Origin of the sequence: Pseudobacillus sp. FSL P4-0506, assembly GCF_038003025.1 — a bacterium.
In the GTDB taxonomy this organism is placed as follows: Bacteria; Bacillota; Bacilli; order Bacillales; family Domibacillaceae; genus Pseudobacillus.
In genome coordinates, this window is the sequence record NZ_JBBOOI010000001.1 from 3,559,211 (window position 1) to 3,585,784 (window position 26,574).

General features: G+C 41.4%; 29 protein-coding genes. 10 read left to right on the forward strand and 19 right to left on the reverse strand.

Features of this window, described 5'->3' with window-relative positions:
• Positions 1–2 precede the first annotated feature (2 nt).
• Positions 3–1,154 carry an FtsW/RodA/SpoVE family cell cycle protein gene (locus tag MKZ02_RS17595; RefSeq protein WP_340854829.1) on the reverse strand — a complete coding sequence of 384 codons (1,152 nt, stop codon included), beginning with the start codon at positions 1,152–1,154 and terminating at the stop codon, positions 3–5.
• A 101-nt stretch (positions 1,155–1,255) separates the two neighbouring features.
• The gene (locus tag MKZ02_RS17600) at positions 1,256–1,537 is read right to left on the reverse strand and encodes a YlaN family protein (RefSeq protein ID WP_049661321.1); all 282 of its coding nucleotides are present in this window, start codon (positions 1,535–1,537) and stop codon (positions 1,256–1,258) included.
• Between the two features lie 159 nt (positions 1,538–1,696).
• On the opposite strand from MKZ02_RS17600, the gene MKZ02_RS17605 reads away from it, so the two are divergent.
• Positions 1,697–2,197, forward strand: a complete 501-nt coding sequence (locus MKZ02_RS17605; protein WP_120037024.1) for a peptidyl-prolyl cis-trans isomerase — start codon at positions 1,697–1,699, stop codon at positions 2,195–2,197.
• 72 nt (positions 2,198–2,269) lie between these two features.
• On the opposite strand, the gene MKZ02_RS17610 is transcribed toward MKZ02_RS17605, so the two are convergent.
• Positions 2,270–3,598 (reverse strand): PhoH family protein, encoded by a 1,329-nt coding sequence (locus MKZ02_RS17610; protein ID WP_340854832.1) that lies wholly within the window; start codon positions 3,596–3,598, stop codon positions 2,270–2,272.
• A gap of 169 nt (positions 3,599–3,767) precedes the next feature.
• On the opposite strand from MKZ02_RS17610, the gene MKZ02_RS17615 reads away from it, so the two are divergent.
• The gene (locus MKZ02_RS17615; RefSeq protein ID WP_120037020.1) at positions 3,768–4,370 is read left to right on the forward strand and encodes a YhcN/YlaJ family sporulation lipoprotein; all 603 of its coding nucleotides are present in this window, start codon (positions 3,768–3,770) and stop codon (positions 4,368–4,370) included.
• Positions 4,371–4,592: 222 nt separating this feature from the next.
• On the opposite strand, the gene MKZ02_RS17620 is transcribed toward MKZ02_RS17615, so the two are convergent.
• Positions 4,593–5,951 carry an IS1182 family transposase gene (locus MKZ02_RS17620; protein WP_340851863.1) on the reverse strand — a complete coding sequence of 453 codons (1,359 nt, stop codon included), beginning with the start codon at positions 5,949–5,951 and terminating at the stop codon, positions 4,593–4,595.
• A gap of 289 nt (positions 5,952–6,240) precedes the next feature.
• Positions 6,241–6,711: a pyridoxamine 5'-phosphate oxidase family protein gene (locus tag MKZ02_RS17625; protein ID WP_340854836.1), complete on the reverse strand. Its 471-nt coding sequence runs from the start codon at positions 6,709–6,711 to the stop codon at positions 6,241–6,243.
• A 132-nt stretch (positions 6,712–6,843) separates the two neighbouring features.
• On the opposite strand from MKZ02_RS17625, the gene MKZ02_RS17630 reads away from it, so the two are divergent.
• Positions 6,844–7,044, forward strand: a complete 201-nt coding sequence (locus MKZ02_RS17630; protein WP_340854838.1) for a YlaI family protein — start codon at positions 6,844–6,846, stop codon at positions 7,042–7,044.
• A gap of 52 nt (positions 7,045–7,096) precedes the next feature.
• On the opposite strand, the gene MKZ02_RS17635 is transcribed toward MKZ02_RS17630, so the two are convergent.
• Both MKZ02_RS17635 and typA read right to left on the reverse strand, forming a co-directional pair.
• Positions 7,097–7,408, reverse strand: coding sequence for a YlaH-like family protein (locus MKZ02_RS17635; protein ID WP_120037015.1), 312 nt, complete (start codon positions 7,406–7,408; stop codon positions 7,097–7,099).
• Between the two features lie 21 nt (positions 7,409–7,429).
• Positions 7,430–9,265, reverse strand: a complete 1,836-nt coding sequence (typA, locus tag MKZ02_RS17640; RefSeq protein ID WP_340854840.1) for a translational GTPase TypA — start codon at positions 9,263–9,265, stop codon at positions 7,430–7,432.
• 156 nt (positions 9,266–9,421) lie between these two features.
• Here typA and MKZ02_RS17645 point away from each other — a divergent pair, with 156 nt between their 5' ends.
• Positions 9,422–9,607: a YlaF family protein gene (locus tag MKZ02_RS17645; protein WP_120037011.1), complete on the forward strand. Its 186-nt coding sequence runs from the start codon at positions 9,422–9,424 to the stop codon at positions 9,605–9,607.
• Between the two features lie 85 nt (positions 9,608–9,692).
• Here MKZ02_RS17645 and MKZ02_RS17650 read toward each other — a convergent pair whose 3' ends face one another.
• Together MKZ02_RS17650 and MKZ02_RS17655 are read right to left on the reverse strand one after the other, a co-directional pair.
• Positions 9,693–10,487, reverse strand: coding sequence for an inositol monophosphatase family protein (locus MKZ02_RS17650; RefSeq protein ID WP_120037009.1), 795 nt, complete (start codon positions 10,485–10,487; stop codon positions 9,693–9,695).
• Between the two features lie 168 nt (positions 10,488–10,655).
• Entirely contained in the window at positions 10,656–10,847 is a 192-nt protein-coding gene (locus tag MKZ02_RS17655) for a hypothetical protein (protein ID WP_120037007.1), read from the reverse strand.
• Between the two features lie 159 nt (positions 10,848–11,006).
• Between MKZ02_RS17655 and MKZ02_RS17660 the strand changes: the two genes are divergently transcribed.
• Positions 11,007–11,627, forward strand: coding sequence for a YktB family protein (locus MKZ02_RS17660; protein WP_340854844.1), 621 nt, complete (start codon positions 11,007–11,009; stop codon positions 11,625–11,627).
• Between the two features lie 74 nt (positions 11,628–11,701).
• Here MKZ02_RS17660 and MKZ02_RS17665 read toward each other — a convergent pair whose 3' ends face one another.
• On the reverse strand, positions 11,702–11,974 hold the full coding sequence (locus tag MKZ02_RS17665) for a UPF0223 family protein (RefSeq protein ID WP_340854846.1): 273 nt from the start codon (positions 11,972–11,974) through the stop codon (positions 11,702–11,704).
• 149 nt (positions 11,975–12,123) lie between these two features.
• Here MKZ02_RS17665 and MKZ02_RS17670 point away from each other — a divergent pair, with 149 nt between their 5' ends.
• Complete coding sequence (locus tag MKZ02_RS17670) at positions 12,124–13,593, forward strand: aminotransferase class I/II-fold pyridoxal phosphate-dependent enzyme (protein WP_340854847.1); 1,470 nt, start codon at positions 12,124–12,126, stop codon at positions 13,591–13,593.
• A gap of 72 nt (positions 13,594–13,665) precedes the next feature.
• On the opposite strand, the gene MKZ02_RS17675 is transcribed toward MKZ02_RS17670, so the two are convergent.
• Positions 13,666–13,782, reverse strand: a complete 117-nt coding sequence (locus MKZ02_RS17675; protein WP_120036999.1) for a GapA-binding peptide SR1P — start codon at positions 13,780–13,782, stop codon at positions 13,666–13,668.
• 301 nt (positions 13,783–14,083) lie between these two features.
• Between MKZ02_RS17675 and MKZ02_RS17680 the strand changes: the two genes are divergently transcribed.
• Positions 14,084–14,950, forward strand: coding sequence for a protein-glutamine gamma-glutamyltransferase (locus tag MKZ02_RS17680; protein WP_340854850.1), 867 nt, complete (start codon positions 14,084–14,086; stop codon positions 14,948–14,950).
• A 143-nt stretch (positions 14,951–15,093) separates the two neighbouring features.
• Here MKZ02_RS17680 and MKZ02_RS17685 read toward each other — a convergent pair whose 3' ends face one another.
• The 7 genes from MKZ02_RS17685 to MKZ02_RS17715 form a co-directional block, all read right to left on the reverse strand.
• Positions 15,094–15,897: a polysaccharide deacetylase family protein gene (locus MKZ02_RS17685; RefSeq protein ID WP_340854852.1), complete on the reverse strand. Its 804-nt coding sequence runs from the start codon at positions 15,895–15,897 to the stop codon at positions 15,094–15,096.
• A gap of 42 nt (positions 15,898–15,939) precedes the next feature.
• Positions 15,940–16,200: a hypothetical protein gene (locus MKZ02_RS17690; protein ID WP_120036993.1), complete on the reverse strand. Its 261-nt coding sequence runs from the start codon at positions 16,198–16,200 to the stop codon at positions 15,940–15,942.
• A gap of 116 nt (positions 16,201–16,316) precedes the next feature.
• Entirely contained in the window at positions 16,317–17,726 is a 1,410-nt protein-coding gene (gene lpdA / locus MKZ02_RS17695) for a dihydrolipoyl dehydrogenase (protein WP_120036991.1), read from the reverse strand.
• A 4-nt stretch (positions 17,727–17,730) separates the two neighbouring features.
• Positions 17,731–19,083 carry a dihydrolipoamide acetyltransferase family protein gene (locus MKZ02_RS17700; RefSeq protein WP_120036989.1) on the reverse strand — a complete coding sequence of 451 codons (1,353 nt, stop codon included), beginning with the start codon at positions 19,081–19,083 and terminating at the stop codon, positions 17,731–17,733.
• A 111-nt stretch (positions 19,084–19,194) separates the two neighbouring features.
• Complete coding sequence (locus MKZ02_RS17705; protein WP_120036988.1) at positions 19,195–20,172, reverse strand: alpha-ketoacid dehydrogenase subunit beta; 978 nt, start codon at positions 20,170–20,172, stop codon at positions 19,195–19,197.
• A gap of 3 nt (positions 20,173–20,175) precedes the next feature.
• Positions 20,176–21,288, reverse strand: coding sequence for a pyruvate dehydrogenase (acetyl-transferring) E1 component subunit alpha (pdhA, locus tag MKZ02_RS17710; RefSeq protein WP_120036986.1), 1,113 nt, complete (start codon positions 21,286–21,288; stop codon positions 20,176–20,178).
• A 480-nt stretch (positions 21,289–21,768) separates the two neighbouring features.
• Positions 21,769–22,404, reverse strand: a complete 636-nt coding sequence (locus MKZ02_RS17715) for a YkyA family protein (protein ID WP_182917117.1) — start codon at positions 22,402–22,404, stop codon at positions 21,769–21,771.
• 182 nt (positions 22,405–22,586) lie between these two features.
• Between MKZ02_RS17715 and def the strand changes: the two genes are divergently transcribed.
• Positions 22,587–23,141: a peptide deformylase gene (gene def, locus MKZ02_RS17720; protein ID WP_120036983.1), complete on the forward strand. Its 555-nt coding sequence runs from the start codon at positions 22,587–22,589 to the stop codon at positions 23,139–23,141.
• Between the two features lie 166 nt (positions 23,142–23,307).
• Here the strand turns inward: def and MKZ02_RS17725 are convergent, their stop codons facing one another.
• The gene (locus MKZ02_RS17725; RefSeq protein WP_340854855.1) at positions 23,308–24,078 is read right to left on the reverse strand and encodes a Cof-type HAD-IIB family hydrolase; all 771 of its coding nucleotides are present in this window, start codon (positions 24,076–24,078) and stop codon (positions 23,308–23,310) included.
• Between the two features lie 535 nt (positions 24,079–24,613).
• Here MKZ02_RS17725 and MKZ02_RS17730 point away from each other — a divergent pair.
• Positions 24,614–24,823: a DNA-dependent RNA polymerase subunit epsilon gene (locus MKZ02_RS17730; protein WP_120036979.1), complete on the forward strand. Its 210-nt coding sequence runs from the start codon at positions 24,614–24,616 to the stop codon at positions 24,821–24,823.
• Positions 24,824–24,826: 3 nt separating this feature from the next.
• Positions 24,827–26,494, forward strand: a complete 1,668-nt coding sequence (rnjA, locus tag MKZ02_RS17735) for a ribonuclease J1 (protein WP_120036977.1) — start codon at positions 24,827–24,829, stop codon at positions 26,492–26,494.
• Positions 26,495–26,574 lie beyond the last annotated feature (80 nt).

Here is a 26,574-nt window from a genome sequence, read left to right on the forward strand (position 1 = left end):
CATTACTTTTTATAAAGCTGTTCATACTTAGCAAACATAGAAATGTTAACAAGAATGCCAAGTGAAATTGCTAGCAAAATAAGTGAAGATCCCCCATAGCTGATCAGTGGAAGCGGTACGCCTGTAATCGGAATGACCCCAGTTACCCCGCCGAGGTTAATAGCCGATTGAATGGCAACCATACTTGAGATACCAACAGCCATCATCGTTCCAAATGGATCACGGCATTTGATAGCGATATAAATGCCTTTCAAAACGATGAAACTTAGTCCTCCCAACACAATGAAGACGCCTAAAACTCCAAGCTCTTCCGAAATGACAGAGATAATAAAATCTGTGTGCGGTTCAGGCAAATACCCTAGCTTCTGTATGCTCTGACCAAGCCCTCTTCCTAATACCCCGCCTGAGCCGATTGCCAAGTAAGAGTTAACAAGCTGATACCCATCTCCTTCTTGGTGCTCGAAAGGATCAAGATACCCATTGATCCGGCTCATTTTTCCTTCTGTAAAAATCTCGTCTTTTTTATAAAGAATAAGTGGTGACAGAATTAAAGCCGCCATTATACCGAGGACAATAAGCTTCCACATGCTCTTAAATCTCATCCCAGAAGAGATAATAATCGTACAACCGATCATAAATATAATGAACGCTGTACCAAAATCCGGCTCACTTGCGATGAGCATGCATAAAAAGACTAACAAAATGACCGGTGGTGTAACCCCTTTATTGAATGAGTTAATATATTTTTGTTTTTTAGCGTAAATAGCTGACATATAGATAATGATAACAAGCTTGGCAAACTCAGAGGGCTGAAGTGAAAATCCCCCGAGACGTATCCAGCTTCTCGCATTGTTTGAGATCGTACCAAAAAAACTCAATATTCCTAGAAGCCCGACAATCCCCGCTATCATAAAGAATAAAAATTTACTGTTTTTATAAGCCTTATACGGAAAGAGAGCCGCTACCAAGAAGAAAAAAGAGGCAATGATAATATGAATCTTTTGCTTATTATAAAAGTAGTCGCTTGCCACTTCATAGCGCTGCACTGCTGTTACTGAGCTGGCGCTATAAACCATCATCAACCCAAACAAACAGAGAAGAAAAAACGCGACTATGAGTGAGTAATCATATGATCTAATTATTTTTTTCCACATATTAATCTTCCTATCTCTTAAATCTTGGAGCACGCTGAAATTGCATCCTTTTATGTAAAAAAACTCAAACATCGATATAAGGTGTTTGAGTTTTTTGCCGTTTATTTTCGAGTAGATGCTTCATGGAGAGCTGACAGTTCCCGTTCAAGTGAATCAATCAGTTCTTTCCCATCTTTCTCATCAACCAGACCTAAACGAATCGCAAAATCTATTTCACGGGATAAGCCAAACATCTGGGTATCCAGCACCTCTTCATAAAGAGGACACTGGGGCATCGTTAAGTTGTCCATTTGAACTTTTATGAGCCGCAAGATCTTTCCCGCATCTGCTTCTAATAGAGAGTAGGCCTTTTCCCTGTGATTGACTTTTAATTCAGATGCCACATCGAACTCCCCCTGTTCAGCACAATAATTGACTGTATCTTATAAAATTCTATCGTTAATTCGACTAATTTGCAAGGAATTTTGAATTTATCCCTGACAAGAAAGAATTCTAGCGTTATAATTTATTTAGAACGCTAATTTAAATAAGGGGGACCCCCTGTGAATACAATCATGAGCATTAAAGGCAAAGTTAAATTTCCAATCACTTTGGATTCAGGCGTATGGATCTTTGATGACCGGCGTATCGACTTGAATACATATTTCGACACTGAAGAAGACAGTCAGGCTCTTAAAGATGAAGAGTACACAAAGAATGTATCCAAGTTCTGGGATAAAGAAATCAGAGAAGGAGCTGTATTTCCGCCAACGATTAAATCCGAAAGAAAATATGAAAAGGAAAAGGTATTAACAGGCACATTTGCTATACCTTTCGAACCATTTTTAAAAAATGCCGAGCCCGAGCCGGGAGCCGAGTCTCTTATCATCGAAACAGATGATGAAGAAATCACCCTGCCGCTGGAACGAGCAGAGGAAATCATTCTGGCTTTCTCTAAAGAGGGCAAGCCGCTCCGCGAAGATGGTCCTGTCCATGTCCTTTTTAAGGATGGGTCAAATCGGGACAATCCTATTAGGAAAGTGACTGCCTTTCGGATCTCCTAACCTAAAGTATGGGTATAACAGAAAAGCCAGGCACCCTTCAGCATGCTGAAGGGTGCCTGGCTTTTTATACGGCTAAAGAATATCAGCTGCCAGTTGTGCAAGACCTGACCGTTCCCCTTTCATTAATTTAATATGGCCTGAAACTGCCTGGTCTTTAAATTTTTCAATTACATATGTTAATCCATTGTTATATTCGTCTAAATAAGGGTGATCTATTTGAGCGGTATCACCCATTAAAACGATTTTGCTTCGTTCTCCGACCCTGGTTAATATTGTTTTCACTTCATGCTTCGTTAAATTTTGTGCCTCATCAATAATGATGTATTGCTCAGGGATGCTTCTCCCGCGTATATAAGTTAAAGCCTCCACTTCCACTGAATGGAGTCCTGCTAAAATTTGATCAATTTCTCCTGGTTTTTTCGTATTAAACAAATACTCCAGATTATCATAAATAGGCTGAATCCACGGACGCAGTTTTTCCTGTTTTTCACCAGGAAGGTAACCGAGATCTTTCCCGACAGGAACAATCGGCCGAGCGACAAGTAATTTTTTAAAAAGCTGTAAATCTTCCGTCTGTAGAAGTCCTGCCGCAAGGGCGATGAGTGTCTTTCCGGTTCCCGCTTTTCCTGCCATAGTGACCAATGGAACATCAGGCCTCATTAACAGTTCAATCGCCATCATTTGCTGGACGTTGCGCGGTTTAATTCCCCAGATGATATCTTCATCATGCACAAGTTTTTTTAGCATTCTTCCTTGGGCATCTACTATGCCAACAGCGGACGCTGAACTGCCAAGTGCATCTTTTAGTATAAGAAATTGATTAGGGTAAAAAGGGTGATGGGCAATTTCAGAGAGAGGCAGCTCACCCTTTTTATAGAATAAATCAAGCAACTCTTTGGGCACATATATTTCTAAAAAACCTTTATATATATCACTCATCTCGATGACACGGTCACTCAAGAAGTCCTCTGCTTGTAAACCAATTGCGTCTGCTTTTACCCTTACGAGCGTGTCTTTACTCACTAAAATTACAGATCGGCCGCCTTTTTTCTCTTCCTCTTCTATTGATAAGTTCTTTGCTACTGCCAGAATACGGTTATCATTTGTCTTCTCAACAAATACTTCTTGAAGCTTTTGAAAAGAGCGATGATTCAATTCAATTCTTAGGCTTCCGCCATTTTCTAATTCAATCCGTTCATGCAGCTTGCCGATCTCTCGCATTTTATCAATGAGCTTTGATACAAGTCTGGCGTTCCTTCCTATTTCATCCATATACCTTTTTTTGGAGTCTAATTCTTCTAATACCACTGCCGGGATGACAACTTCATTTTCTTCAAAGGCGAAAATAGCATGTGGGTCCTGTAACAAGACATTGGTATCCAGCACATAAATTTTACTCAACGATACGCCTCCTGCTTTGTTCATCTTTTTTTATTATATGAGAATAGATGGCACCAGGTTCAACGATAAGGCAAAGGCTGATAAAAATATATGTCTGTATGAATAAGAATAGAAGAGGATCACAAAATATAAAGAGCCGTCTTATTCATTAATTAAAGAGGTGACAAAAATGAAATGGATTCTTCCCTTTCTGACAATTGCTCTTCTTTTCGGATGTACCGCCCAAAAAGATGCAGGGCTAAATATGGAAGAACAAGCAACTGATGAAACACGTTATAAAGCACAGGTCAATAATAGTGAAGCAAATAACAACGATCGTATTTCTATGGGTGAAGCGTCACGCCGATTGGCAGCAACCGCACGCACTATGCCAGGAGTAAATGACGCAACCGCGGTAGCTTGGGGACGATATGCCATTGTTGGAATTGACGTGGACGCTAATTTGGATCGCTCAGAAGTTGGTTCGATTAAATACACAGTTGCTGAAGGTCTGAAAAACCAGCCTTATGGGGCCGAGTCGGTTGTTGTCGCTGACCCTGACTTATATGCACGCTTAAAAGAAATCGGTCAAGATATCGAAGATGGCCGGCCTCTGCAAGGTCTTGCCAACGAGTTAGCTGACATTGCCGGACGAGCTATGCCTGAAGTGCCTGGAAATTTAGTAGATGATAGGGCCGACCAATCAACGGAACAACCAAAGAAAAAATTATCCCCTTCTGAGTCCCGTGAGTTAGAAAAGCAGCAGGAGGAACAATCGAATCACCACAAATAAAGAGTAGGCTATTTGATTTGCGCCTCTTACTTTTTTGTTATCTAATCTTGGAGCCCTAACACTCGCTGGCTTTCCTATCACTTTTTTAAAAAGAGCTGATTTATAAATCAGCTCAGTTTGTCGACAAAAGGGGTTCGGAATAGTCTTATTCCGAACCCCTTTTGATTTTTCGGTAGTTTTAAAGCCATTCGAGAGAAAGATAGACCTCTCCGAGGTCATCATTTAAGCCATTTCTGGTTCTCGCCAAGTCCAGCTGGCCATTTTCTTGAGATTCATGGCAGCGAAAGTAAGCATCGCTTGCATCGACAATTTTTTAAGTCCCCTTAACGTTGTCCAACGCATGCCATGCTTTTCTTTTGCATCTGCGAATACACGCTCAATCGTTTCTTTTCGCTCCGCATAAATCGCTTTAACTTCTTCGTGGTGGCGAAGATGGTCGGCCTCTTCCATATATTTCTGCCAAATATGGCGTGTCACCACTTTTTGATGATTTCTGCTTTTCGTGCATTTAGCTAAAAAAGGGCAGGAGGTACAAACCTGTTTGGGTGATCTGTATTCACGATAGCCTTCCTTATTCGTCGTTGAGTAATTCAATACTTCCCCTGCCGGACAAAGGTAACAGTCAAAATGTTCATCGTACACATAGTCATGCTTTCTGAAGAAGCCCTCTTTTGTGCGCGGCCGTGTATAAGGCAAAGCAGGTGTCATGCCGTTTTCCATTAAATAACTGGCAATGGCAGGTGTTTTGTAAGCTCCGTCTGCACCAACAGCTTTAGGTTTTCCTACCTTTTCTATCACTTTCTCCATTAACGGCTCTAAGATTTGGCTGTCATGTGTGTTGCCTGGTGTGACCATTGTGCCAATTACGAATCCCTTACGGTCTGCGGCCGCGTGAAAGGAATAGGCAAATTGTTTGGTTCGTTCGTCTTTAACGTAGTAGCCACTGTCCGGATCGGTTGTACTTTCCTTGATTTCTTTTGTTTCTTCTTTATCGAACTTATCTGGCGGGAACGGCTTTTTTCCATGATCCTCTCGGTCCTGATTAATCTCTTCTTGGAGGCGTTCCTGATACGCGCGTGTTTCTTTGCGAACCATTTTCTTTTCAAATTTACGCTTATTCGCGCTAGCTTTTACATGAGTGGAATCCACAAAAACGTGCTCCGCACTAATGAGCTTTTTCTCGGCAGCTATTTTTAAGATACGATAGAAGATCTGTTCAAACAGGTCGGTATCTTTAAAGCGACGCTCGTAGTTCTTACCGAAGGTAGAGAAATGCGGCACTTTATCATGGAATCCATAACCGAGAAACCAGCGGTAGGCCATATTCGTTTCCACTTCCTCGATCGTCTTGCGCATGGATCGAATGCCAAAGGCATATTGGATAAATGTTAGTTTAATTAAAATAATTGGATCAATGCTTGGGCGGCCCACTTCCGCATACAATCCTTCCACCAAGTCATAAATAAAAGAGAAATCCATCGCTGCCTCCATTTTACGGACCAGGTGATTCTCTGGTACAAGCTGGTCTAGAGCGATCATTTCTATTTGATTCCGTTGGATTGGATTGTTTTTCGAAAGCATCTTTCTCACCTCAAGTGTTTGATCTATTTATTTTAAAACAGGTATGGTTGTACGGCTACTCTAACTTTGTAACCCCTGTTGATTGAAATGAATGGCGCAAAGACTCCTGCGGGATCAGCGGGACAGGTGAGACCCCGCAGGCGCTTTCGCGGCGAGGAGGCTCACCGCCCGCCCCGCGGAAAGCGAAGCGCCTGGAATGGAAATCAACAGCCCCCATTCACAAGCAAAATAAAAAGGACTGTAGACAAACTCTAGAATTTCATTGAGTTTGTCTACAGTCTGAGCTGATTTATAAATCAGCTCTTTTTTGTAATGCCTCCAGCACCTGGTTATCTAACTTCTTTGCCGCTTGTTCGTCGTATGTTTTTTCATGTCTTGGTTCCGAGATAACTTTTGATCCATAAAACATTACATCCCGGATTTCCGATACGGAAATTTCAATTATCGCTGTTTGAACAGGTATGCCTGCTGCTTTTTCGGTAAGGATTTTTCCTGTTCCTGATATAGCATAGGCCGATTCATTTGCTAATAAATGAACCGCAACAGCAGGATGATGCTTAAGGTTTCTCACCATACGTGAGTGGCTGTGCACTGCAATGCGCAAAGTATGTTCATCTAATGCACGAATCCAGGAAATGGCGTGAACAGCTGGATGACCGGATTCCTCGTCAATAGTAGCAATAGTAACGAGCCGGTCTTCCTGCAACGCTTCAAATAAGGCCGGTATTAAATAAGTTTCTACTCGATTAGCCACATTCATCCCCTCCCTTTCTCTTTATTATACATGACCCGGTTCTCCCTGCCGAATTTATATCTCTCCTTTTCCGCCCCTGAAGAGACGCTCGGATGCCACTCATGATATAATGAACAAAAAAAGCTGGAGGTAGCTGAAGTGAGAGTTAAATGTATTTTATGCGAAAAAATTGAAACAATTGATGATCAGCTCCCCGTTGCCAAACGGTTAAGAAACCGGCCCATTCATACGTATATGTGTATTGAATGTAACGAACGGATCGCTGAGAGGACAAGAGCACGGATCGCTACCGGCAAGTTTCATATTTATCGTTCAGGCAAGGAGCAGGAAATTTTATAAGCAGGTTTTTCAGTCGCGACAAATAAAAAAAGGACCGCATCAGCTGGTCCTTTTAATTTTGGTTCTCTTCCTTATGCATCTTGAGTCTGAACTTATAGATACCGAGCACAAGGGCGGCAACAATTAGACTCTCTACAACAGGCAGCTGGTAAGACAGGATGAGCAACAGCAGCGACCCGATAATGAGCGATACATACACAACAATATTTTTTGCCAAGGATAATTTCTTAGCAAAACCGAGGTTATAGACAAGAACACAAAGCAATATAATAGCCAGCCAGTAAATTCTTACCGCCCAATAGGTTCCTCCAACCCCTTTAATCAAGGCTCCTAGCAGCGGGCTGACGTGTTCTAATCCTTCCACTCCCTATCTCTCCCTTACAAGTTAAATTTCTTCGTATTTTTTCTTTTTCGCTGCCCGCTCCCGTTCATTTTTATCCAGAATTTTTTTACGCAAACGAATAGATTGTGGCGTTAACTCGCAATATTCATCATCGTTTAAATACTCAAGTGCTTCTTCAAGCGACATAATGCGAGGCTTTTTCATTGTAGTTGTTTGATCTTTTGTGGCAGATCGCACGTTGGTTGCTTGTTTCACTTTTGTAATGTTTACAGTTAAGTCGTTTTCGCGCGTATGTTCGCCAACAATCATTCCGCCATAAATTTCTGTTCCAGGTTCTACGAAGATCGTTCCACGGTCTTCAACTTGCATAATTCCATACTGAGAAGCTTTTCCGGTTTCCATGGAGACAAGTACACCTTGACGGCGTCCGCCTACACGTCCCGGCTGCATTGGCTGATAACTGTCAAATGTATGGTTGATAATTCCATAACCGCGGGTCATTGTTAAAAATTCTGTAGTGTAGCCAATTAATCCACGGGCAGGAACCATGAAGATTAAACGAACTTGGCCATTTCCATTATTAATCATATCAAGCATTTCACCTTTGCGCGAGCCTAATGATTCAATAACAGCACCAGTATATTCTTCAGGCACATCAATTTGAACTCGTTCAACCGGCTCACAACGTACCCCGTCAACCTCTTTCACAATAACCTGTGGCTTAGAAACTTGAATTTCAAAGCCTTCCCGGCGCATGTTTTCCAACAAAATCGATAAATGCAGTTCTCCGCGTCCGGAAACGATCCAGGCGTCAGGTGAATCCGTGTCTTCCACCCGAAGACTTACATCTGTCTCCAATTGAGCTTCAAGTCGTTCTTGAATTTTCCGCGCAGTAACAAACTTTCCTTCACGGCCGGCAAACGGACTATTATTTACTAGGAAGGTCATTTGCAGTGTCGGCTCATCGATATGAAGGATAGGAAGAGCTTCCTGGTAATCAACCGGACATACTGTTTCACCCACATTAATATCTTCCATTCCTGAAACAGCAATTAAGTCACCAGCATTGGCTTCTTGAATTTCAATTCGCTTAAGCCCCATGAAGCCAAATAGCTTGGTTACACGAAATTGCTTGACTGTTCCGTCGGTTTTCATTAACGCTACTTGTTCGCCAACTTTAATCGTTCCTCGGAATACTCTTCCAATTCCAATACGGCCAACATAGTCATTATAATCGAGCAGAGCCACTTGAAATTGAAGCGGTTCACTGCTGTTGTCAATCGGTGCAGGAATGTGCTCAATAATAGCTTCGAATAAAGACTCCATATTTTCGTCTTGCTTATCCGGAGACGTGCTGGCTGTTCCATTAATACCCGAAGCATAAATAACCGGAAACTCAAGCTGTTCGTCGTTGGCATCAAGTTCAATAAACAGCTCAAGCACTTCATCAACTACTTCTTCTGGACGAGCAAAATCACGGTCAATTTTGTTCACTACAACAATCGGACGCAGATTTTGTTCAAGTGCTTTTTTCAAAACAAAACGCGTTTGCGGCATGCACCCTTCATAAGCATCCACAACGAGCAAAACACCATCCACCATTTTCATAATACGCTCTACTTCGCCACCAAAATCGGCATGCCCAGGCGTATCTAATATATTAATTTTTGTATCTTTATATTGTATAGCTGTATTTTTTGCAAGGATTGTGATTCCGCGTTCTCTCTCAATATCACCTGAATCCATCGCGCGTTCCTCTACGTGCTCATTGCTTCTAAAACTACCCGATTGTTTAAGAAGCTGATCAACAAGAGTCGTTTTCCCATGGTCAACGTGGGCGATGATCGCAATATTTCTTAAATCATTTCTTGTATTCAAATTAGTTCCTCCTGACTAATAAAAAACCTTCAAATCATAAAAGTCGCTTTTGTAACTGGATTATTATATCACAAGTTGTATTAAAATCCTAATTGATATTAAAGGTTTCTCTCCCTCAAAAAATCTTGTACAATAAAGAAAAAGGAGGCTCCTGTTGTGAAAGAGATTAAATGGATTTTTGTATTCTTTGCCGTTGCTGCTGCAGCCTGCATGATCGGCATGGGAATTGCTATAGGAGAACAAAGTATACTAGGTCTGGCTTTATGCATAGTAGCTCTTGTTGCAGTTATGGGATTTGGCTTCTCCACAAAAGCAAAAATGAGAAGAGCCGGAAAACTATAGCCTTAATTAACTGGATGTCTATCATCCTCCTCATATATTCTATAAATCAAAAAGGATGCAGCCTCAGCTGCATCCTTTTTGATTCTCATTTTTTTAATAAAAACTCGTTTAGTATTCGTCCATGAAGTATCGGAGCTCCCGCAAAAACACTGTTTGTTCCCATCATATTCAACTTGTCTCCAGATAAATTCGTTACTATGCCCCCAACTTCTTCCACCAAGATTTTCCCGGCAGCGAAGTCCCAAGGAGATAACCTCATGGATAAATAACTATCTAGCCTCCCTGATGCAACATAAGCAAGCTCTAACGCAGCGGATCCATAGGAACGTGCTCCCCTCACCGTTGTCGCTAGCTCCACAAGCTTCTTTTCGTCAAAATACCTGTTCTTTACGAGCCAGGTAGCATTAACAGCGATAAGCGCTTTCTCGAGCGGCACCTCTTTTAGAGAAGGCAACCTTACTCCATTCATGTAAGCTCCATTTCCACGTTCCGCATAATACAACTCATCATGAGCCACATCATAAATATAGCCTAAACGCCCAATGCCGTCTTCATAGATGCCAATTGAAATGGCGAAATGACGCTGCTGATGCACAAAATTCATCGTTCCATCGATCGGATCAATCATCCAGACAATCCCTTGCAGGGAAGCAAGCTGATCCCCCTGCCCTTCCTCCCCTAAGATAGAATGGCCAGGATAGGCCTTGCGAATGTTGGAAATAAAAAACTGTTCTGTCTCTTCATCAATGTTTGTTACTAGATCGTTCGGATTCGATTTTGTGTGAATGCTTAAAGAATGTTTAAAAGATTCACGTATAGAAGCGCCTGCTTCCATAATCCACGTCTTTACCTGCTGATCCACTTCCGTCCAATTTACCATAACTATTCCTCCACCGTGGAAAATTATGTAACGTGCCTCTACCTACATAGAATTATAGTATATCTCTTTACTTTTGCAAAACAAAAACGGCCCCGCACAATATTTATAGCGAGTCCGTTCTTTATTTATCGTTATCAATTATCATTTCACCCATAAAACTACTTTTCATTACGCTTCCATTTTCAGCATTTGTTCACGAAGAATGTTCAGCTTCTCCTTTGATTTCTCCATTTGATCGTCATTCTTTGCTTTCATCGCCTCGTAAAGTACAGCCAGCTCATAGTCCAGCTCCAAGCGAATAACTGCTAATTTCTCCTTTGATTGCGTGTATGTTTGCATCCCATTCATTACTTGTTTCATTTGTAAGCACTCCTTTTATTTTTCTGTTATTTATACTTCAGTAAGTCCTTTCCCTCAACTAATAAGTCACTTTGCTTTATTTGTTTCTATTGCATAGTATTTCTATTTGCTTATTTTTTTATGATAAAATATCTTCAACAAGCATTAGGAGGATATTTTATGAATTTCACTGGTTTTACTCAGGCCGATTTTGATGTTTTCCAAATCGCTGGCTTAGATGAAAGAATGACAGCCTTGAAAGCATTGATTCGGCCTAAACTAGAATTTTTAGGCGATCAGTTCTCCGGAGAACTAAGTGTCCTGGTGGGAAATGAAATGTTTCCACATGTCGCTAGGCATGCCCGTAGAACAGTAAATCCGCCAAATGATACATGGGTTGCATTTGCTGACAATAAACGCGGGTACAAGAAACACCCTCACTTTCAAATTGGATTGTGGCAATCACATTTATTTATTTGGTATGCTGTGATAGACGAGTCTCCGAATAAAGCAGATATCGGTGCTCTTCTTGAGGAGAAAATATCCTATTTGCGAAAACACATCCCCGGTGAATTTCTCTGGTCCGACGATCACAGAAAACCGGAAGCGACCAAGATGAAAGATTTGTCTGATGAGCAATTACTCCATTTGTTCCAGCGCCTCCAATCCATCAAGAAATCGGAAATTCTTTGTGGTGTCCACTTGCCAAGGGAAAAAGCCATTCAGTTGACCGGCCCCGAGTTAGTGGCTTTTATTCATGATGTATTTGTAAAATTAATACCCCTATATAAATTGTCTTAAACAAAAAAGGCCCTTCTAAAATACATTTTCAGAAGGGCCTTTTTTGCTACATATTCTTTAGATAAAACGTGTTTCTATCTCATTTTTATTTTTTGATCTGCAGAGGCAGACTTCACTTGCTGGATGGTGCGGTAAGAGGAATATCCACTTATTTCTTCAAATTCATTGCACAGCCGCTTTTCCTCTGACTTGCTCGGCACAATCTCTTTAAACCGACGGTAGACAGTCATCAGCTCTTCTCTACTAATTCCCGTTTCATACGCGCGCTCAATTGCTTCAAAAAATTTAATCACGTCAATCACTTCCTCTGTGGACCAATCTGGTGAAAATGGATATGAATATTCCATCGACGGCTCCCTCCTCGTTATTCTTTTTTATTTCTTATTGCATATTCCCCAGGTCGCTAGGCAAAGCTTTATGAACATGCTATAATTTCTTGTGCTTTTAAAGCTCTTGCACAATTAGATACGTTATAATAAATGAGGTGAAAAGTAAATTGTCACAATTTGATACACCATTGTTCACCGGCTTAAAGGCTCACGCAGCAAAAAACCCGGTGCAGTTTCATATTCCAGGCCATAAGAAAGGCAGTGGAATGGACCCTGAATTTCGCCAATTTATTGGAGAGAATGCTCTTTCTATCGATTTGATTAATATATTACCCCTTGACGATCTTCATCATCCTCAAGGCATGATCCAGCAGGCTCAGGACTTGGCGGCAAAGGCATTTGGAGCGGATCATACGTTTTTCTCCGTCCAAGGTACAAGCGGAGCCATTATGACGATGGTGATGACCGTTTGCGGACCTGGAGATAAAATTATTGTCCCCCGAAACGTTCATAAATCTGTCATGACAGCTATTGTCTTTTCTGGCGCTGTACCAATTTTTATCCACCCGGAAGTTGACCCGGATCTCGGAATTTCCCACGGCATTACAACGGATGCAGTTCTCCGAGCATTAACCGAACACCCCGATGCTAAGGGATTGCTTGTGATCAATCCAACCTACTTTGGCATTTCTGGCGATTTAAAACAAATTGTTGAAATAGCTCATTCATTTAATGTACCTGTTCTTGTTGATGAGGCACATGGGGTTCATATTCATTTCCACGACGAACTGCCAATGTCTGCTATGCAAGCGGGAGCAGATATGGCAGCAACAAGCGTGCATAAGCTTGGCGGCTCTTTAACACAAAGCTCTGTTTTAAATGTAAAAGAAGGGCTTATCCCAACGAAGCGTGTTCAAACTATCTTAAGCATGTTAACAACAACTTCCACTTCTTACTTGCTGCTTTCTTCTCTTGATGCTGCACGGAGGCGTCTTGCCACTGAAGGAGAAAAATTGATTGATGAAGCTCTTTCACTTGCCCACTCGATTCGTGAGCAAATCAATGAAATCCCTAACTTATACTGTGTAGGGGCTGAAATACTCGGATCAAAAGCAACTTATGATTTTGACCCGACCAAATTGATCATTTATGTAAAACAACTAGGTATTACAGGACACGAAGCAGAGAATTGGCTAAGAGAAAATTATAATATTGAAGTAGAGCTTTCAGATCTATATAACATTCTTTGTATTGTGACACCGGGAGATACGGAAAAAGAAGCAAACCTTTTGCTTCGCGCTCTTACTCACATGGCTGATGTATTTGAAGGAACCGAAGAAAAGATGCGCACAAAAGTCCTTCTTCCTGATATTCCATTACTGGCATTATCGCCGAGGGATGCCTTTTATGCCGAAACTGAAGTAGTGCCGTTTGAGGAGTCAGCCGGCCGGATTATCGCTGAATTTGTGATGGTCTATCCGCCTGGAATCCCGATTTTTATTCCTGGGGAAATTATTACAGAAGAAAACCTCACGTATATTCAGAAAAACCAGGAGGCAGGTCTACCAGTCCAGGGACCCGAAGATTCTGAATTAAAGACATTAAGAGTCATCAAAGAGCGAAAAGCGATTATTTAATAATAGATGAAAAAACACCGAAAGCAGCTGCTTTCGGTGTTTTTTCATCTATTAAATGGGTCTGTCCGTCAATTAGTCCTCCAGCTCAGTTTCTTCGTCACAGCCGCAGTAAGAATAAGCAACAGAAACTTTTTCGTCTTCAAAATATTCTATTGTGCTCATACACGCTTTGCAAATAATTGTGCCCATGTTACACATCCCCTTCAAATATTTTGTATGCGCTTTTATAATTTAAATAAATAATAATATAACACATTTCATTTTTCAAGCCTAAATTGTATGGCACATTCGCCTTTTATATACTTTTATTAAACAGGCATAGCGTCACTGGGAATGGCAGGACGTTTATTCAAAAAAACTTTGCTATTTATACATAATTAGCTCTCCCCTATAAAAATCAGCGCAGAAAAAATGGCAGACATATTAAAATAAAGCCTAAATACATTAGGTAATAGTATAAGTAATAGGGAAATGGGGAAGGAGGGAGAGCATGATACAGTTATCAGGAATGCCATTTTACCAAAACACCATGTGGCCGGCCGATCGGATTGAAAGCATTATTTTTCAACGAATGAACGATGCTCCGGACGTTTATTCTTATCAATCTATTAGCGAGTTATTATTTGAAATCCGTTTACGAAAAAACATCATAGCTAGCGCACGAAAGATGAATGACGGCGATTCACAATTTGAGCCCTTTGAAAAATCTCGGTGCAATCCTCAGTACTGGTATTTGACAGCAGTCGGGGGTTTTCAGTTAAAGCGCGGCGCACTGCCCTCCGAAGCTATTCGGGACATTTATCGGAATAGTTCACTCTATGCATTTGAATGCGCTACAGCCAAGATGATTATCTATTATCATGCCGTTTTACATAGCATCGGAGACTATTCTTTTAACCGTTTCTTCCAAAACATTTATTTATACAGCTGGCATGCTAATCCTGCTCTTGGAATAGAAACAGTGAAGACAAACTATTTCCTGCCCGGAGATGTTGTTTATTTTAATAATCCTGACTTTGATCCAAACACCTCCTGGTGGAGAGGAGAAAATGCTGTCGTTCTTGAAGATGGCACATGCTTTGGACACGGCTTAGGGATAGAAACTCCCTCGCAAATCATTCATGCCCTAAACAAAAGAAGAAAACCAGGAAGCAGTCAATCCGCCTACCTCAAACAATCAGCTACAAGACCCTCTTTTAAACAGTTAGAAAAATTATCACTTCTGCCACGTGGCTATAATACTCATCCAAAACAGCTCATCATCTTTCACAATAAAAGCTCTATTTCAATGGAACGATATCTACTCTATTTGAATAAGGCCTATCAGCAAGCGCCCCATATATATCCATTTATGTAATGGGGATAAATAAAGCTGTAACTGGTGAGCCACTGTCCGGCTGAAAATCTATTTTTTCCGCAGGCTAATCTGTTTCTGCGCAGAAACAGATTAGCCTGCGGAAGTCCTGGCAATAAAAGTCGAAAATGGCCCCCCGCCGCCATTTACTCTTGATTTTGCTCTGTTGCAATCATTTTAGGATCAATGATCTCATAGCCCTTTTCCTGCAGGCCCGTAACCATTACACTTAATGCTTCTTTGGTCCATTGCCTATCATGCATCAGGATATTTGCTCCGTTCGTTAACATTGGTGTATTCACCATCACATCTGATAAGCTTTCTTTGGTCATGTATTCCTTTTCCCAATCGTAGCCATATGTCCAATTCATAATACTCATCTTTTCTTTTCGGATTAGCTGTCTCGAAAAATCTGTGTTACTGCCAAATGGAGCGCGGAAAAAGACAGGGCGTTTGCCAATAGTTTTTTCAACCATTTCATTCACTTTTAAAATCTCCTCTTTCTGTTCTTCCTCTGACAAACTTTTTAAATCTTTATGAGAATAAGTATGATTGCCGATCATAAACCCCATTTGATCTATTTCCTTCAGCATTTTTTTATTTTCCTCGTTCTCCAAAAACTGTCCATTTACAAAAAAGATAGCAGAAACGTTTTCGCTTTTAAATATTTTAGCCATTTCCAATGCGTATTTGTCTGGTGCATCGTCAATAGTAAGCAGCACAACTTTAGGATTGGCTGAGCCGATAGGTTCGATTGTCCAATTGTTCTGGTTGACCCGATAAAGTGGTGCCTCTTGTTTGGCTTTCATTTCCCTTTCATCTTTCTGCTTCTCGGCCGGCTGGCCCATCACTTTCTTTTCTACAAGTGGTGCCTCCTTCTGCTCTTTATCACTCTGTCCGCTGCATCCAGACAAAACTAAAAGAAGTATTAAAATGGTTAATTTTCTCATCTTTTCCCTTCTTTCCATTTGTTTCTTTCAGTGTAACAAAGTTTAAAAAGAAGCAGAAAAGATATGAAGCAGCTGATCAATAGTAAGTTTGCCTGTCCAATAACAAAGCAAAGTAGTAACCGTCATAAAAAACCCTTTTCGCTGGGAATGCAATATTTTTTGGGCGGCTGACATGCAAATATAGAAAAAAACAATGAACAACAGTCCTTGAAATGTTTTTGAATCTCCATTGGATAGCCAAGAAGCCAACGTATAAAAGCTCCAAATCATTAAATGGAAAATAAATATAATATAGTAATTCATAGTCCCTCCGCCTATCTCTTATTGTTTCCTAATACAGTTTATGGCTGCAGGGACAAATTCTTAACTAAATAGACATAAAAAATAGAACTGCCCACAGGCAGTTCTATTTTTTATCTTTATTTTACAATATGGATAGGTGTGCCAAGAGCAACCTCAGCTGCCTCCATAGAAATTTCCCCTAAAGTTGGGTGTGCATGAATTGTCATAGCGATATCTTCTGCTGTCATGCCTGCTTCAATAGCAAGTCCTAATTCAGCGATCATATCAGATGCGCCAGACCCAGCAATTTGAGCACCGACAATTAATCCGTCTTCCTTGCGTGTAACAAGCTTCACGAATCCGTCTGTGCTGTTAAGCGCCAATGCACGGCCGTTAGCTGCAAATGGGAACTTAGCTGCAATCACTTCTATTCCCTCTTCTTTCGCTTCTGCTTCTGTGTAGCCAACAGTCGCCAATTCAGGCTCAGTGAAGCACACAGCTGGAATAGCCATATAATCAATTTCAGAAGGCTCGCCTGAAATAGCTTCCGCTGCAACTTTTCCTTCATAAGAAGCTTTATGAGCTAATGGAGGACCTTGTACAATATCCCCGATCGCATAAATATTGGATACGCTTGTACGGCACTGCTTGTCAATTTCGATTAAACCGCGATCTGTGATTTTAACACCAGCTTGTTCAAGACCAAGTTCATCTGTGTTTGGCTTGCGGCCAACTGTAACCAGTACATAATCAGCTTCTACTTTTTCTTCTTTTCCGCCAACTTCGTAAGTAACGGTTACACCGTTTTCTGTTTCTTCGGCTGACTTAGCCATTGCTTTTGTAACAATCGTTACGCCTTTTTTCTTCAGGTTGCGTTTAACGAGAGCAGACATTTGCTTTTCAAAGCCGTTTAAGATCTCGTTAGCTCCTTCAAGAATAGTTATTTCCGTGCCGAGGTTTGCATAAGCTGTAGAAAGCTCAGCACCAATATATCCACCGCCGACAACAACCATCTTAGCCGGTACTTCTTTCAGTGCCAAAGCACCTGTTGAATTAATAACACGCTCAGAAAATTTGAAATTAGGGATCTCAATTGGATGAGAACCAGTTGCTACAATTGCGTTTTTAAACTTATATGTTTGGGCAGAATTTTCATCCATTACACGGAGTGTATTCGCATCAACAAAATAAGCTTCCCCACGGACAATTTCTACTTTGTTGCCTTTTAAAAGTCCTTCTACTCCGCCAGTCAGTTTTTTAACGACACTGGCTTTCCATTCTTGAACTTTTTCAAAGTTAACTGTAACATTTTCAGCTACAATTCCCATGTCATCTGAATGTTTAGCCTGCTCAAAACGATGAGCTGCTGTGAGTAACGCTTTAGAAGGGATACAGCCGACGTTTAAGCAGACGCCGCCCAGTTCTCCTTTTTCAACGATGGTCACTTTCTGTCCAAGCTGTGCAGCACGAATAGCTGCCACATATCCACCAGGGCCTGCTCCGACGACTATCGTATCAGTTTCGATTGCGAAATCTCCTACTACCATTGTATTACGCCTCCATTAATAAAAGTTCTGGATCATTTAATAAACGCTTGATATGATTAAGCGCATTTTGAGCTGTTGCGCCATCAATCATTCGGTGGTCAAAGCTCAATGATAATGCTAACACAGGTGCGGCTATAATTTCACCATTTTTTACGATCGGTTTTTCTGCAATTCGACCAATGCCTAAAATAGCTACTTCCGGATGGTTAATGACCGGCGTAAACCACTGCCCGCCAGCAGAGCCGATATTCGTAATTGTGCAGCTTGCGCCTTTCATTTCTGCTGGAGAGAGCTTTCCATCGCGTGCTTTATTTGCCAGTTCATTAATCTCATTTGAGATAGTAAACATTGATTTTCGATCCGCATTTTTTACAACTGGTACAAGAAGGCCTTTATCCGTATCAGCAGCAATACCAATATTGTAATAATGCTTATGAACGATTTCGTCTGTGCTATCATCAAGCGATGTGTTTAAAGCCGGGTACTCACGAAGTGCACTTGTTAAGGCTTTTACCACGTAAGGAAGGAAAGTCAGCTTAATGCCTTTTTCTTCAGCGATCGCTTTGAATTTCTTGCGGTGAGCCCAAAGCTTGGTCACCTCTACTTCATCCATTAATGTAACATGTGGTGCTGTATGTTTAGAATTCACCATCGCCTTGGCGATCGCTTTGCGAATACCACTCATTTTCTCACGTGTTTCTGGGAATTCACCTTCAGGAATAACAGGTGCAGCTGCGCTTTCCTGCTTATTCGTTTGCTGTTCTACATCTACCGCTTCCTGCTTAGCTGCCGGTTCTTCTGCAGATTTCTGGTCACCAGCAACAAAGCTATCGATATCTGCCTTCAATACGCGGCCATTTTTACCAGAGCCAGCTACTTGACGAATATCTACGCCATTGTCACGTGCATATTTACGAACAGACGGCATCGCTACGATACGGCGGTTCGGATCTACTTCTGCTGCGGCTGGCTGTGCTCCCGCTCCAGTAGCCTCTTCTTCTTTTTGCACAGGCACTTCTTCCTTCTTTACATCCTGGCCTGCTTCAGCTGTCGATTGCACTTGAGCTTCGGTCTTTTCTTCTCCGTCTCCGTGCCCTTTAAACTGCAAATCCTCATAGCCTGGAGCATCAATTCTGACAAGAACGTCCCCAACAACCGCTACTGTTCCTTCACTGACTAAAACCTCTTCTACTGTTCCTGTAACAGGAGAAGGAATTTCAACGACGGCTTTATCATTTTGCACTTCACAGAGGATGTCATCCTCTTCAATTTTGTCGCCCGCTTTTACGAACCATTTTACAATTTCGCCTTCGTGAATACCTTCACCGATATCAGGTAATCTAAATTCAAATGCCAAAGTCTTCACCCTCCTAATTAAGTTAATCCTCTCAACAATCGTTACATTAGGAGAGATCTCAGACCTGCCTCAAAGAGACCTGAGATCATCTGCCCTGTGCGATACCGATTATTAAAAATCGAGTACTTTCTTCGCTGTTTCAATAACGTCCTTAAAGTTTGGAAGCCAGACTGGCTCTGCTTGTGAAAATGGATAAACTGTGTCCGGAGCAGCTACACGTAGCACTGGTGCATCCAAGCTTAAAATAGCGCGCTCATTGATCTCCGCTACCACATTAGCTGCAATTCCTGCTTGTTTTTGAGCTTCCTGAACAACGATGGCACGTCCTGTTTTCTCAACAGAGGCTACAATCGTATCAATATCCAATGGTTGAATAGTGCGAAGATCAATCACCTCTACAGAATGTCCTTCTTTTTCCAGCTCTTCCGCCGCTTTGATTGATTCATGAACCATTGCTCCATAAGTAATGATCGAAAGGTCTGTTCCTTCACGTTTCACTTCCGCTTTTCCAAGAGGAATCGTATACTCTTCTTCCGGCACTTCTTGGCGGAAAGAACGATATAATTTCATGTGCTCAAGGAAAATAACCGGATCGTTGTCGCGGATCGCAGAAATCAAGAGTCCTTTTGCATCGTAAGGTGAGGACGGAATTACAACTTTTAAACCTGGTTGTTGAGCAACAAGTCCTTCTAAGCTGTCCGCATGAAGCTCTGGTGTATACACGCCACCACCAAACGGAGAACGGATCGTAACTGGAGCAGAATAGCTGCCGCCTGAACGGTAACGAAGGCGGGCTAACTGACCGCTGATAGAATCCATTACTTCATAGACAAAACCAAAAAATTGGATTTCAGGTACTGGACGGAATCCTTCAAGAGCAAGTCCAACAGCAAGACCGCCGATCCCTGATTCAGCAAGCGGTGTATCAAATACACGATCTTCACCAAATTCTTTTTGAAGGCCTTCCGTTGCTCGGAAAACTCCTCCATTTACTCCAACGTCTTCCCCAAAGACCAACACATTTTCGTCGTTCTTTAGTTCTGTGCGCAGAGCGTCCGTAATAGCTTGGATCATTGTCATTTGCGCCATGGCTTACTTCGACTCCTTCTCTTTATAAATTTCATATTGTTCTTTTAAGTTTGCAGGCATTTCTTCGTACATATGAGCCATTAAGTCTGTTACTTTTTGTTTTGGTGTTTCATCCGCTTTTTTAATGGCTGCTTTAATTTCCTCTTTTGCCCGTTCAATTACAGCCGTTTCTTTTTCTTCATTCCACAGGCCTTTACCTTCCAGGTATTTACGGAAGCGAACAAGTGGATCTTTCTTCTCCCATTCAGTATCCATATCATTCGTACGATAGCGTGTTGGATCGTCCCCTGCCATCGTATGAGGACCGTAACGATAACAAATCGTTTCAATTAAAGTTGGTCCCTCTCCGTTTAAAGCTCGCTCCCGGGCTTCATGGGTAACAGCATAAACAGCTAACGGATCCATTCCATCTACTTGCACGCTTGGAAGGCCTGCTGCAATCCCTTTTTGCGCGATTGTTTTGGCCGCTGTTTGTTTTTCACGTGGAGTTGAGATGGCAAACTGGTTATTTTGGACAATAAAAATCGCAGGAGCATTAAACGCACCAGCAAAGTTAATACCTTCATAGAAGTCACCTTGTGAAGAGCCGCCATCTCCTGTATATGTAACCGCTACCGCTTTTTTGCCTCGTTTTTTCAAACCAAGTGCCACACCGGCATTTTGGATGTATTGAGCTCCGATAATGATTTGTGGAGCAAGTACGTTAAGACCTTCAGGCATTTGATTTCCGTGGTAATGTCCGCGGGAGAACAAGAAGGCTTGATATAAAGGAAGGCCGTGCCAAACGATTTGCGGAACATCACGATATCCTGGTAAAATCCAGTCCTCTTTCTCTAAAGCGAAGTGAGAAGCAATTTGTGATGCTTCTTGTCCAGCAGTCGGTGCATAGAATCCAAGGCGCCCTTGACGGTTCAATGAAATAGAACGTTGATCAAGAATCCGCGTGTAGACCATACGCGTCATTAATTCTTCCAACTGCTCATCAGTTAATTTAGGCATCGCCTCTTCATTAACAATTTTCCCTTCTTCATTTAAAACCTGGACCATTTCAAATTGGTCTTCAATCATTTCAAGTGTCTTTTTTGCATCGAATTGTGCCTTCTTTTTAGCACTCATGAAAGCCACCTATCCTTTCTTTTTTATTGTGCATAGTTTTCTTGTTCAACAAGCCATCCTTCAATCTTCTGTATCGCACAAATGTTTCAGATGGGGTGATTTATGGTCAGCTCTGTACTAGTAGAAATCCAATGTGCACTAGTACAACAACTTGTTTACAGACATAAGTCTATAATAACATTTAACTGAAAGTCAAACAAAATTACCTTTTTCAAAAGGAAGTTGTTGTTTTCCCCTAATCCCCCCTACCAAAACTGTATTACTGCACCAAATCATCTGTACTATAAAAAAACCCTTTTCTCCAAACTGTTATAGATTAGTTTTTGCGGGATATCTTTTCCTTCGTTTATACATGTATATCCTTTCCCTTTGAAAAAGAAAAAAAACCGGGAAATTTACGTATCCCGGCTTGTTTCAATAATTGGATGGAAGTAGTAGCAGGCAGTATTCCCTTCCTTCTCCCCTCTCATTCTGTCACAGTTATTTACTCTCTATAGACTTCTCTAGTGCAGTTTTTTGTTTATTAAATGTACGGGTTAGTTTGTTAAACCGCTCATTGGACATTTTCAACTTATCATTTTCTTTATTAATTTTGTCAAGCTGTTCCTCCACATCTGACAATGTGGTTGTTTCTTTCCCGAGTATATAATAGAGCTTCTTGTCTAATCGCAAAACTTCATTATACCGTTTCGCTACATCCTGGTGCGCTTTATACCTTTCATTCATTGTTTTAATTAATCCGTCTAGCTCCCCTCTCACTTGTTTGTCTTCCAGTCTTTTCTTTAATTCATCCAATTTAGAAAATTCATCCGCTGCTTTTTTCATCGCTTCCTGTTCAGCAAAAACTTTTTCTTTACGGTCATTTAAATTCTTTTCTGCCTTTTCCTGCAGAGCTGACCACCGCTTTTTCTCTTTCCCGCTGCTAGTCATCATTTTTTTGTAAATGCTCATTTCTTTCTTCTCTAGCTCTTTTAATGGCTGCTGCTGCTTAACAAACTCTTCTTCTGCCTCTGCTGTTTTTTTTAAAACAGCAGAAATCTGTTTCTCGGTTGATCCCCCGCAGCCTGTTAACAAAATAATAGCTAGTCCATAGGAAATCATGCGCTGTTTTTTCATTTCAGCCTCCCCCATTCAATCACGTTCACACTTTTCTTCATATGTATCCAGAGCGGTCTTGCTGTTTTCCTTACATATCCTTTTTTTCTTCTGCCGAAACATCCAGCTGTTTCGTTAACAATCTGCTGTTTTTTTGATAAACTATTCCCTAAAGATCGCCCCACAGAAAGAAGGTACACATTATGATTACAATGAAAGACATTGTTCGGGAAGGACATCCAGTATTAAGAGAAAAAGCGGCTGATATAGCGTTGCCGCCAAGCGAGGAAGATAAAGAAATAGCTAAAAGCCTGTTGGAGTACGTTCAAAACAGCCAAGATCCGGAAACAGCAAAAAAATTCGGTCTTCGGCCTGGTGTTGGGCTTGCTGCTCCACAAATTGGTCTATCCAAACGCATGATTGCTATTCAAGTAAACGATGATCATGGAGAATTAATTAGCCATGCTTTAATCAATCCAAAAATTGTGAGCCACTCTGTAGAAAAGGCTTACCTAGTTTCCGGGGAAGGTTGTTTATCAGTAGATCGAGATGTGCCCGGATATGTGCACAGATATGCACGGGTAACAGTAAAAGCTGTTGATCTCGATGGAAAAGAAATAAAATTACGCTTAAAAGGAATGCCCGCTATTGTGGTCCAGCATGAAATTGATCATTTAAACGGTGTCATGTTCTACGATCATATCGATCCAAACAATCCTTTTTCCGTTATTGAAGGATCGACTCCCATTGAACGCTAATAACCAAGCGGGCTGCCCCGCTTAACAGCAAAAAACTAAGCCGTCCCCTTTAAAGAAACGGACCGTATAAGTACCATAAAAATAGTCAGTCCGGCCTGAATTTTTTCAGGCCGGACTGACTATTTAACAATAAAGCTCCTTTTCAAAACAGCCGCTTCCCTGTCTGCTATATAAGCTCTAATTTTTTTAGAGCAAGATAAATGCCGTCTTCTGCTACATCGCTTGTCACCATGTCAGCAATTTCTTTTACAGGCGGAAGCGCATTTCCCATAGCTACCCCTGTGCCAACAAGCTTCAGCATTTCAATGTCATTTAATCCGTCACCAAAAGCATAGACATCCTCTATCTTAAAGTTTAACCGTTCCATCATTTTTTTGATCCCTTCAGCCTTCGATCCTCCTGCCGGCAGGATATCAAGAGAATGAGGATGCCAGCGAATGAAAGTAAATTCCGGGAACTGCTCCCGGTAACTCTCCTCCTCTTCTTTCCCACAGAAAATTAGCGTTTGATATAGGTCGCTGCCTTTATAAAAATCAGAATGGATTTCTGGATAAGGAAATTTTAAGCTAGCGAGGCTTTCCTCCACATACGTATCATGGGAGCGACTGGCCTTCATCATTTTTTCATTCATATAAACAAGTGAATGCCCTCGCTCACTCGCATACTTATTTAGCCTGTCCAGTGAGTCAGTCGCCAGAGGATTAATATAAATCACCTCATCTTCAAACACTACATATTGGCCGTTAAAGCTGACAAATGAATGAATATCGAGCTCTTTCCGCAAATCGGCGAACATAAACGGCGCCCGTCCTGTGGCGATCGCTGTGTACACGCCTTTATCTCTGAGTAATTGTAACGCTTCTTTTGTTTTTGCTGGCAACTGTTTATTATGATCCAGCAAGGTTCCATCTATATCAAAAAATACTAATTTCGTCACACAAACAGCCCCTTTTCCTTTTCACATCTTTTCCCTCTCAAAGCTACCTTAACTCCCTGTTAAAGTCAACGAACCATGCCCTTTGGCGTTTTTTACCACGCCTAATTAGACATAGCTTTATCCATACTAACTAACAGGTGACGGGCAGTATCTTTCCATTTTTCTTTTTATTTAAATCAACTTATGTTAAAATAACCCTAAGGAGTGATCCACTATGTTAAAGAAGCTAAAGAAGAAGCTTGCCAAACAGTGGAGAGACATGCTCAGAAGAAAATCAATCGCATAATAAAGAATGGTGTAGCCCTTCCTTTATGAAGGGCTGTCTTTGTGTATAAATACAAAAATTTCATCTATTTCTATTTAAACAAAAGCAAAGATATGAAAAACATGAAAAAAAATTAAACATTCTTTATAATAAAGAAAAGCGAAAAGCGGACTGATTGCCAAAGGCAGTCATGATAACACGAGAGGAGCTGTCCCTGAAGCTTTTCAGGTGTGCAGTTTTGATATATTAATCGGACAAGGAGAGAAACAAATGATCTTTAAAGTGTACTATCAAGAAAACAGAAATGAAGTGACTATACGTGAAAATACAAAATCCCTCTATACAGAAGCGGCTTCGGAACGGGAAGTACGTCAGTCACTAAAAAACCGCCCTTATAATATTGAATACATCCAAGCGATTGAAGGACCATACTTAGCTTATGAACAACAATCGCCAAATTACCGATTGGAGAAGCTTTAATTTATGAAAGCCGTTAAAAATGATCAAACAGCTGTTTTTGCCCTTGGCGGTTTGGGTGAAATCGGAAAAAACACCTATGCGGTACAATTTCAAGATGAGATTATCTTGATTGATGCTGGAATTAAATTCCCGGAAGATGAGTTACTGGGTATTGATTACGTCATTCCCGATTACACATATTTAGAGAAAAATGCCGATAAAATTAAAGGGTTGTTTATTACCCACGGACACGAAGACCATATCGGCGGCATTCCCTATTTGCTTCGCCAAGTAAATGTACCGATCTATGGCGGCAAGCTAGCCCTTGGCTTAATCAAAAACAAGCTGGAAGAACATGGATTGCTGCGCCAAACGAGAATGCATGAAATCCATGAAGATGATGTGATTAAGTTCAGAAAAACGTCTGTGACTTTCTTCCGTACAACTCACAGTATTCCGGATTCCTATGGTATTGTAGTCAAGACTCCTCCAGGTAACATTGTACACACAGGTGATTTTAAGTTTGATTTTACACCAGTCGGTGAACCGGCTAACTTAACTAAAATGGCTGAGATCGGCAAAGAAGGTGTGCTTTGCCTCTTATCCGACAGTACAAATAGTGAAGTTCCAAATTTCACCATGTCTGAACGCCGGGTCGGTGAAAGCATTCAGGACATTTTCAGAAAAGTAGAGGGACGCATTATTTTTGCTACATTTGCTTCCAATATCCACCGTCTACAGCAGGTCGTAGAGGCAGCTGTAGAAAACGGCCGAAAAGTAGCTGTATTTGGCAGAAGCATGGAAGCAGCAATTAACATCGGCCAGGACTTAGGCTATATTCGTTGTCCAAAAGACACTTTTGTCGATAATCAGCAACTTAACCGCCTGCCGGCTGATAAGGTAACGATCCTCTGTACCGGCAGCCAGGGAGAGCCAATGGCTGCTCTATCCAGAATCGCTAACGGCACCCATCGCCAAATTCAAATTCAGCCAGGCGATACAGTTGTTTTTTCCTCGTCACCTATTCCTGGCAACACGATCAGCGTGAATCGGACCATCAATGCTCTCTTCCGTGCAGGAGCGGAAGTTATTCACGGTTCATTAAGCAATATTCACACATCTGGTCACGGCAGCCAAGAAGAGCAGAAACTGATGCTGCGCCTGATTAAACCTAAATTCTTTATGCCGATTCATGGGGAGTACCGGATGCAGAAAATGCATGCTCAGCTAGCTGTTGACTGCGGGGTTCCTGAAGATCATTGCTTTATCATGGATAACGGGGAAGTCCTTGCCCTTAGCAAAGATTCTGCCCAGCTTGCTGGAAAAATCCCTTCAGGCTCTGTTTATATTGACGGAAGTGGAATTGGGGACATTGGCAACATCGTGTTGCGCGACCGCCGCATCCTCTCTGAAGAAGGGCTCGTTATTGTCGTGGTTAGTATCAATATGGAAACGTACAAGGTAGAAGCAGGCCCCGACATTATTTCGCGCGGATTCGTCTATATGCGTGAATCAGGTGATTTGATTTATGAAGCACAAAGCATGTTAAACAAACACATTCACCGCATGCTCAACCAGAAAACCACTCAATGGTCTGAGATCAAAAATGAAATTATCGATACGCTCGCTCCTTTCCTCTATGAGAAAACAAAACGGCGTCCGATGATACTTCCAATTATCATGGAAGTATAATGAAATAAAGCCCGCTTATAGGACTGGCTCGAAACGAATGCGCCGGAGCCAGTCCTTTTACTTTTTCTTATCAAACAAAA